The following is a 7950-nucleotide window of genomic DNA, read 5'->3' on the forward strand; positions in this document are numbered from 1 at the left end:
CTGCCGCCCCGGCCCGCCCGGGGCGGACCGAGAGCGGGTACCGGGCGGGCCGGTCGTTCAGTCGGCGCCGTCCAGGTGGACGGACCAGTCCTGTTCGGCGCCCGGCCTGCCGTGCAGGTCGGGGACGCGCTGGAGCCATCCCGGGCGCCCCCGGCGGCTCTTCTCGCGACGGGCGTGCTCCTCGGCCGCGAGCTGGTCGCCGCTGGGGAAGTCGGTGGGCAGCCAGGCGGCCGAGGCCGCGGCGCGGGCGGCCAGCCAGCCGGCGTAGGCGTCGCGGACGGCCTGCGGGTCCGCGAAGCCCGGCTCGCCGGCCAGCCACTCGTCGGGGACCTCGGAGACCACCTCGCGCAGCAGCGCCTCGGTGACCCGGGGGCCCAGTTCGGCGTCCGCCGCACGGGTGTCCGGGGCGTACCGGCCCAGCGCGTGGTGGCGGAAGTCGTACGCCTTGTCCGGGGCGGTGCCGCCCCAGCGGTGGTGGAAGACCAGGGCGGCGCCGTGGTCGATCAGCCAGAGGCGGGCGGGGACGGTGCCGCGGGTGGGCCACACCATCAGGTTGGAGCTGTGCACCGTGCGGTCGACGTTGGCGGTGAGGGCGTCGAGCCAGACGACCCGGCCGGCCTCCAGCGGGTCGACCCGGAACGTCTGGGCCAGCTCCGGGGTGAGGTCGGCGCCGCCGGAGAGGTAGTCCATGCCGAGGTTGAGCCCGGCGCTGGCCTCCAGCAGGCCGCGGACCTCGGCGTGCGGCTCGTCCGCTCCGAGGGCGGGGTCGAAGTGGGCGCGCACCAGTTCCGGCACCCGCAGGCCGAGCCGGCGGCCCAGTTCCCCGACGATCACCTCGGCGACGAGGGCCTTGCGGCCCTGGGCGGAGCCGGTGAACTTGACGACGTAGGTGCCGAGGTCGTCGGCCTCGACGACCCCGGGCACGGATCCGCCGGTCCGCAGGGGCGCGACGTAGCGGGTGACAGCGACCTCTCTCAGCATTCTCCCAGGCCCTACCGGTCGTTCGCCTTGGCTCACGGCCGGCTCCGACGCGTCCGCGCCCCCGTGGGGGCGGCCCGCCGCTCGTGTCCGGCCTTCGGCACGAAGGGGGCATCGTAACCGGGCGGCCGGGCGGTCAGGCCAGTGGGTCGTGGCCCCAGTTCATGAGCGAGTGCCTCCAGCGGGTCTCCCGGACGTCTCCCGAGGGCCGCTGGGCGAGGTGGCGCCGGACGTAGCCGACGACCTTGCGCATGTGCTGGTAGTCGTCGTCGGACAGCTCGCTCCTCCCCGTGCGCAGGATCTCCGCGATCCGGCGGCCGGAGGCGTGGCCCGTGGACTCGCCGCCGTCCTTGTGCTGTCCCGCGTCCTTCGACTCCGGGGTGGCCAGCCAGCCCTCCAGGTCGGCCGGCTTCATGTTCACCAGCTCGCGGAACTCCGACCAGGTCTCCTTCCGCTCGTCGTCGTCCATGCCGGTCACTTCTTCCTCAGCGAGGACGGCTTGTGCACCGCGGACCTGCCGGACTTCTCGCTGCGGACCTGGTACTGGGGGTCCTCCGGCGACGCGTCCACCGTGCGCCCGGCGGCCTCCGTCCGCTCCGTGATCTTCTTCTCGACCTCGCCCTCGGCCTCGTTGCCGTGACTGCTCCAGGCGACCTTCTCGCCCTTGCGCAGCTTCTTGTCCTCGTCACCGTTTTTGGCCATCGTCGGCTCCCTCACCGTTCTCCGTGGACCGGGCGACACCTCTCGCCCGGGTGCGGCCACTTCCCAGGGTGCGGCCTTCCGGCACCGGTCGCAGCTCCGCGCGGGCGGACGCCGACTCACACCGCCTCCGCCAGCGGGTTCGGCAGCGGGAGGTAGCGGGCGTCCGCCCCGTCGGCTCCGGTCCAGCGCAGCAGCAGGTTGGTCTTGCCGGGCAGGGTCGGCCGGGCGAGCAGCCGGCGGACCTCCGGGACGTCGTGCCGGATGAGCTCGCGGCGGACCGCGGGCCACGGGTCGAACGCCGGGTGGCGTTCCCGCAGGGCACCGGCCAGTTCGCCCACGTGGTTCACGATCAGGCAGTAGACCAGGCGTTCCCAGCCCGCCGCCCGGCCGGCCGGGGGGACCGTCTTGACGCCTTCGGCGTCGCGGAAGACGGCGCGCACGGGCCGTCCCGCGGCGTCGACGGCGATCAGGCAGTTCTGCAGGTGGGCCTCGAGGACCACGCCGTGGTGGTGGAACAGGTGCAGGACGGGCGGCACGAGGTGGCGCAGGTACGCCGTCCACCACGGCTCCGGGTCGGAGCCGAGCCGGTCCAGCGGGTTGCCGTCGAAGCCTTCGGCGAGGGCCGCGCAGAGCAGCGCGGTGGAGTCCGGCGGCAGGTGCGCGGCCAGGCCGTCGCGGACCAGGACGGCCAGTTCCTCGAAGGCGAAGGAGGCGGTCCGGTAGCCGCGGTCGCTGAGCCAGGCGGCGCCCGCCGACTGCGCCGCGGGGAGGGCGGCCAGCGCGGTGGTCACCGCGTCGTCGGTGCGGCGCAGGCGCAGCAGGTCGTGGCGCCACAGCCGCCGCACGTCGTTGGTGATCCGCACGTCGAGGCTGAACTTGGCGAACAGGTCCGCCCCGGGCAGGTGGACGGTGCGCACGGCGGCGGTGGGCCAGGCGGGCTCGGCGGTGACTCCCAGGCGCACCAGCCGTCCGTCGGCGAACGCCTCGCGCACCTCGGGGCGGCCGGCGACCAGCTCCAGCTGCCAGGGGTGGGCGGGCAGCAGCCGGTAGCCGGGCGGGGCCTCGCCCAGGCCGTCCAGCGCGGTGGCGTCGCCCTCCTCGACGGCGGCGTCCTCCCGGAGGGCGAGCAGGGTCAGCGGGAAACGGGCGTGCGCCTCCGGCGCGTACGGCAGCCAGGCCGCCGCGGGGCCGCCGCCGCGGGCCTTGGGCGCCGGGTGGAAGGGGTGGCCGGTGACGAGTGCCTGCTCGGAGCGGAGGTAGGGGTCGGCCGGCGGGGCGGCCGCGGCGCGGGCGGCGAGGAGGGCGGCGACGGCGTTGCGGCTGTCGAGCATCTCGCCGGGCAGCTCGTCGTTGGTGAGTCCGGTGTGCAGGCGCAGTTCCTCGGCGGCCAGTTTGACCAGTTCCGCGTGGTCGAGCCGCCGCCAGCCGTGGTCGTCGCGCACCTCCGGTTCGGCGGGGCGGCGGGCGCCGAGCACCCGCAGCAGGCGGCCGCTGCCCGCCAGCCGGTGGACGCGCCGGCCGCCGCCGCTCCCGTCGCCGCCGCTCCCGGCGGTGTTTCCGCCGCCGCCCGCGCTGCCGCCGCCCGCCCCGCCGCCGTCCCCGCCGTTCGCGGGCCGGGCGACCTCGCGCAGCAGGCAGTTGAGGAGAGGGGCGCAGGCGTAGGCGTCGGCGAGCTCGCCGAGGTCCGCGATGGGGGGCATGTGCGCAGGTGGTCCGTTCGTCCGGCGGCGCGGTCGCGGTCAGTATCCCCGGCGCGACCAACGGTAGCGAGGCCGCCCGCCGGCCACTCCCCGGCCCGGAGCGGCGGCACGGCGGGGCCCCGCACGGGCCGGCCTGGACAAGTGCCGCGCCGGCCTGAAGGATCTTGTCGCGGCCTTCGAGGTCTCGGCGAGGGGGGAGGCCGCGTTCGCCCTCACCGGCCCCTCGTCACCACCGGCGTAAGGACGACACGTGGACCACCGGCACGACATCGGCTGGGACGAGGCCACCTGGCTCAATCCCCCCGCGGCGACCGCCCGGGACGGCGCGGACCTGCTCGTCACGGCCCGGGACGGGAGCGACTTCTGGCGGACCACCGGCTACGGTTTCGTCCGCGACGACGGTCACGCGCTGCTCACCGGCTTCCCCGCCGGCTCCGCGGTGGAGGTGACCTTCCTCGCCCGCTTCGACGCGTTGTACGACCAGGCCGGCCTCATGATCCGCGTCGACGAGAGCTCCTGGATCAAGGCCGGGGTGGAGATGAGCGACGGCGTGCCGCACCTCGGCGCCGTCGTCACCCACGGCCGCTCCGACTGGTCCCTGTCGCCGGTCCCCGACTGGGACGGCCGCCTGGTCACGGTCCGGGCCAGCCGCACGGGCGACGCGGTCACCGTCCGCGCCCGGACGCCGGAGGACCCCTGGCGCATGGTCCGGCTCGCCCCGCTGGAGGCGGAGGCGGCGGCCTCCGCCGGCCCGTTCTGCTGCTCCCCCCGGCGCGCCGGGCTCCAGGTGCGCTTCACCCGCTTCACCACGGGCCCCGCGGACACCGCCCTGCACGAAGACCCCGTCGGCTGACCGGACCGCCCAGGAGGCCGTACGTGCGCCGTTCAGCAGGCGAGGAGAACGCGGTGGCGCGGCAGCTGGCGGCCGTGCGCCCGGCCCTGGTGGAGCCGTTCGGGCGGGCGCTGCCCGGGGCGCGGGCCGCGGTGCTGTCCCGGCTGTGGCGGGCCCTGGCCTTCGAGCCGCTGCCGTGGATCGCGGGGAGGGAGCGCACGGGGGACGGCCTGACGGTGCGGCTGGCGGACGGCCGGGCGGTGCGCGGCCCGGACCCCGACCCGTTCGCGGTGGACGGCGCGGTGACGCAGGTCGGGCTGGCGGGCGCGGGGTACGACGACCCGGCGTCGCTCGTCGACGCCCTGGGCGTCCCGCACGGCGGGACCTTCGCCGCGGAACTCGCGGGCAGCGTGGCGTCGTTGGCGCTGTCACGCGCCGACCGCGCGCCCTCGCCCGGCGTGTCGGCACCGGTGTGGGCCTGGGAGCAGCGGGTGGTCGACGGCCATCCGTACCACCCGGGCTGCCGCCACCGGCCCGGCTTCTCGGTGGCCGAGGAGCTGGCCTACGCTCCCGAGCACCGGCCGGTGGTGCGGCTGCGGCTGGCGCCGGTGGACCGGGACGACTGCCTGGTGTCCGGGGAGTGGCCGGCCGAATGGCGCGACGGGGCACGGCTGTTGCTGCCGGTGCACCCCTGGCAGGCGAGGCACGTGCTGCGCCGGTTCCACGACGCCGACGGGTTCGCCGCGCATCCGCTGATGGCCCTGCGCACGCTGGCGGTGCCGGGCGGACCTCAGGTGAAGACCGCGTTGTCGACCCGGCTGACCTCCTCGGTGCGGGACATCTCCGTGGGCTCGGTCGCCTCCTCCTCGGCGGTCTCCGCGTTCGCCGGGTCCCTGACACCGCGCCTGGAGGGCCTGCTGCACGTCACCCGCACGCTGGGCGCCGCGTGCGACGGCACCGCGGACCTCGCGGCCGTGGTGCGGGAGAGCCCGGAGGCGTACGCGGGCGCCGGTGAGCGGGTCCTGCCGGTGGCAGCGCTGGAGGCTTCCGGTCCCGTCGCGTCCCCGTCCTGGCTGGGCGAGTTCGCGGTCCTGGCGCTGCGGGCGGGGCTGCGGATGCTGGAGCTGGGGGTGGCGCTCGAGGCGCACGGCCAGAACCTGCTGGTGGTGCTCTCCCCCGACGGCCGGCCGGTGCGGCTGGTCTACCGGGACCTGGCGGACATCCGCGTGAGTCCCGCCCGGCTGGCCCGGCACGGTCTGCGGCTGCCCGAGGGGGTGCCGGCCCGGATCGTCACCGACGACGTGACGGCGTTGCGCCGCAAGCTCTTCGGGTCGCTGGTGGCGGGGGCCCTGGGGGCGGCGGCCGGTTCCGCGCCGGTCCTGGCCAAACTGGTGCGCCGGGCCGCCGCCGAACTGCCGTCCACGCCGGACCGCGAGGCGTTGCTGCGTGATCCGCTGCCGGTGAAGGCGCTGACCCTGATGCGGCTCTCCCCGGACAGGCCGGGTGATCTCTGGACGTACCTTCCCCGTCCTTCGGACGTGTAGGCGCCAGGGGGTGACCCGCCGTCACCGTTCCCGCCGAGGTTCCATACGATCCGGTGATGATCAGAAGAAAACGGTTGGCGGCGGGGGCTCTCGCCCTGCTCGCCGCCCTGACGGCGGGGACCGCGTTCCCCGCCACGGCCGCCGCCGACGGGACGGACGGCCGGCCCGCGCCCCAGGTCGAATTGGTGCTGGACGTCAGCGGCTCCATGCGCGAGCGCGACGTCGACGGGGGCACCCGGATGGCGGCGGCCAAGCAGGCCTTCGGCGAGGTGCTGGACGCGACGCCCGAGGAGGTGCTGCTCGGCATCCGCACCCTCGGCGCGAACTACCCGGGCGACGACCGCGTGGAGGGCTGCGAGGACACCGAACAGCTCTACCCCGTCGGACCGCTGGACCGGGTGGAGGCGAAGACCGCGGTCGCCACGCTGACGCCGACCGGCTGGACGCCCATCGGTCCCGCCCTGAAGGCGGCGGCCCGTGACTTCCGGGAGGGCGAGGGCACCCGCCGCATCGTGCTGATCACCGACGGCGAGGACACCTGTCAGCCGCTGGACCCGTGCGAGGTGGCCCGTGAGATCGCGGCGCGCGGCATCGGTCTGACCATCGACACGCTGGGCCTGGTCCCCGACGCCAGGACCCGCGACCAGTTGCTCTGCATCGCCGAGGCCACCGGCGGCACCTACACCTCCGTCCGGCACAAGGACGAGCTCGCGGACCGTGTGGGCCAGTTGGTGGAGCGGGCGGCCGAGCCGACGGTGACGCCGGTCGCGGTCGAGGGCACCGACGCCTGCGTGGACGCCCCGGTCCTGGAGTCCGGCCTCTACACCGACCGCGCGGAGTTCGGGCAGGCCCGCTGGTACCGGGTCGGCCTGGAGCCCGGGCAGGAGGTCCGCGCCGCGGTGAGCGTCGCGTCCGACCGGGAGGTGAACCCCGGGTACGGGGTGCTGCTGCGGGCGGTCACCGTCCACGGCCGGGAGATGGTGCGCGGCGAGGCGGCCGGGCACGGGCGCACCGACCTGGTCTCCACGGGACTGCGCCTCCCCAAGGAGGACGACGAGGAGGCGCTCGCCGAGGTGGTCTGCCTCGAGGTGACGCACTCCTTCTCGCCGGCCGCCGGGGTCAAGACCACTCCCGGTCTGCCGGTGGAGCTCACGGTGGACGTGGTGGACGGGCCGTCGGACGCCTCCGACGTGGCCGCCTTCGGGCTGGGCCGCGGATGGTGGCTGATCGGCGCGCTGGTCGTCACCGGATTCCTGGCCGGCCTCCTCTGGGGCTGGGTCTCACGCTGGCGGGTCGCCGTCTGGAGGACCAACTGATGCGTCTGACACGTGCGTTCGGCGGAGCGGTGCTGCTCCTCGGCCTGGCCGTGGCTCCCGCCGCGGCCGACGCCTCCCCGTCCGCGTCCGGGGATGAAAAGGACGGCCGGCCGACCGAGGCGGGCACCTCGTTCCGCAGCGCGACCGCGATCGACCCCGGGGTCGGGGCGACGGCCCAGGGTTCCACGGGCGACTACCTGTACTGGTCGTTCGGGGCGGACGCCACCCAACGGCCCACGGTACGCGCCTCGGTGCGGCTGCCGGAGGAGCACGCCGGCGAGACCTGGCAGATCGACGTCTACGACGGCCTGCGGCGGCGTCAGGCCTGCCGGCACGGGGCGCAGACCCGTACCGCCCCGGCCGGGACGTCCTCGGTGGAACTGGCGTGCGCGCTGCGCACGGTGCGCGGCTGGGCCGAGCCGTGGTCGGACGATCCGCTGCCCGGGACGTACTACATCCGCCTGTCGGCGGTCGGCCTGCCGGTGTCGGACGTGGGCCGGGCGGTCTCGGCCGAGGTCCGGGTGGAGACGGCCGACGCCGGCGGGGCGGCGGCCGTCGACGGCGCGCTGGCCGAGCCGCTGATCCCCGGGATCGCCCTGCGGGCGGACGCGGAGGAGGCGGCCGGGGACGGGGAGTCCGACGACTCGGCCGCGCCGGTGCTCTCCGGGACGGCGGCGGAGGACGGCTGGTCCTCGGGACGGTGGACGGACCGGTGGGCGTGGACCGCCGCCGGCGGCGTGCTGGCCGCGCTCACCGGGGTCTGGGGCCACTCCCTCACCCGCGGCCGGGGGCGGCCCGGGGCGTGACCGCCGCCGTCCGGCGGGGCGGCCGTCGCCGCGGGGCCCGTCGCGCACCGACGGGCCCCGCGGGCGGCGGTC

At 76.2% G+C, this 7950-nt stretch carries 8 protein-coding genes; 4 read left to right on the forward strand and 4 right to left on the reverse strand.

The genetic code is table 11. The features are described 5' to 3' along the window. Window positions 1-57: 57 nt before the first annotated feature. From A2U95_RS02965 to A2U95_RS02980, 4 genes are all read right to left on the reverse strand, one after another. On the reverse strand, window positions 58-981 hold the full coding sequence (locus A2U95_RS02965) for a HipA family kinase (protein ID WP_166020672.1): 924 nt from the start codon (window positions 979-981) through the stop codon (window positions 58-60). Window positions 982-1114: 133 nt separating this feature from the next. Beyond that, window positions 1115-1447, reverse strand: a complete 333-nt coding sequence (locus A2U95_RS02970) for a DUF3140 domain-containing protein (protein WP_166020673.1) — start codon at window positions 1445-1447, stop codon at window positions 1115-1117. 5 nt (window positions 1448-1452) lie between these two features. Then, window positions 1453-1680: a hypervirulence associated TUDOR domain-containing protein gene (locus tag A2U95_RS02975; RefSeq protein WP_166020674.1), complete on the reverse strand. Its 228-nt coding sequence runs from the start codon at window positions 1678-1680 to the stop codon at window positions 1453-1455. Between the two features lie 116 nt (window positions 1681-1796). Next, on the reverse strand, window positions 1797-3380 hold the full coding sequence (locus A2U95_RS02980; RefSeq protein ID WP_166020675.1) for an IucA/IucC family protein: 1584 nt from the start codon (window positions 3378-3380) through the stop codon (window positions 1797-1799). Between the two features lie 250 nt (window positions 3381-3630). On the opposite strand from A2U95_RS02980, the gene A2U95_RS02985 reads away from it, so the two are divergent. Genes A2U95_RS02985 through A2U95_RS03000 form a run of 4 tightly spaced genes read left to right on the forward strand, consistent with a single transcriptional unit; the run spans window position 3631 to window position 7878 of the window. Continuing rightward, the gene (locus A2U95_RS02985; protein ID WP_166020676.1) at window positions 3631-4233 is read left to right on the forward strand and encodes a DUF1349 domain-containing protein; all 603 of its coding nucleotides are present in this window, start codon (window positions 3631-3633) and stop codon (window positions 4231-4233) included. A 23-nt stretch (window positions 4234-4256) separates the two neighbouring features. Next, window positions 4257-5756, forward strand: a complete 1500-nt coding sequence (locus A2U95_RS02990) for an IucA/IucC family protein (protein ID WP_166020677.1) — start codon at window positions 4257-4259, stop codon at window positions 5754-5756. Window positions 5757-5812: 56 nt separating this feature from the next. Then, window positions 5813-7072, forward strand: a complete 1260-nt coding sequence (locus A2U95_RS02995) for a VWA domain-containing protein (protein ID WP_166020678.1) — start codon at window positions 5813-5815, stop codon at window positions 7070-7072. Next, a complete protein-coding gene (locus A2U95_RS03000; RefSeq protein ID WP_166020679.1) occupies window positions 7072-7878 on the forward strand; it encodes a hypothetical protein in 807 nt (268 codons plus the stop codon). Before A2U95_RS02995 ends, A2U95_RS03000 begins: the two co-directional genes overlap by 1 nt. Window positions 7879-7950 lie beyond the last annotated feature (72 nt).

It is taken from the genome of Streptomyces chilikensis (assembly GCF_001642695.1).
Taxonomy (GTDB): domain Bacteria; phylum Actinomycetota; class Actinomycetes; order Streptomycetales; family Streptomycetaceae; genus Streptomyces; species Streptomyces chilikensis.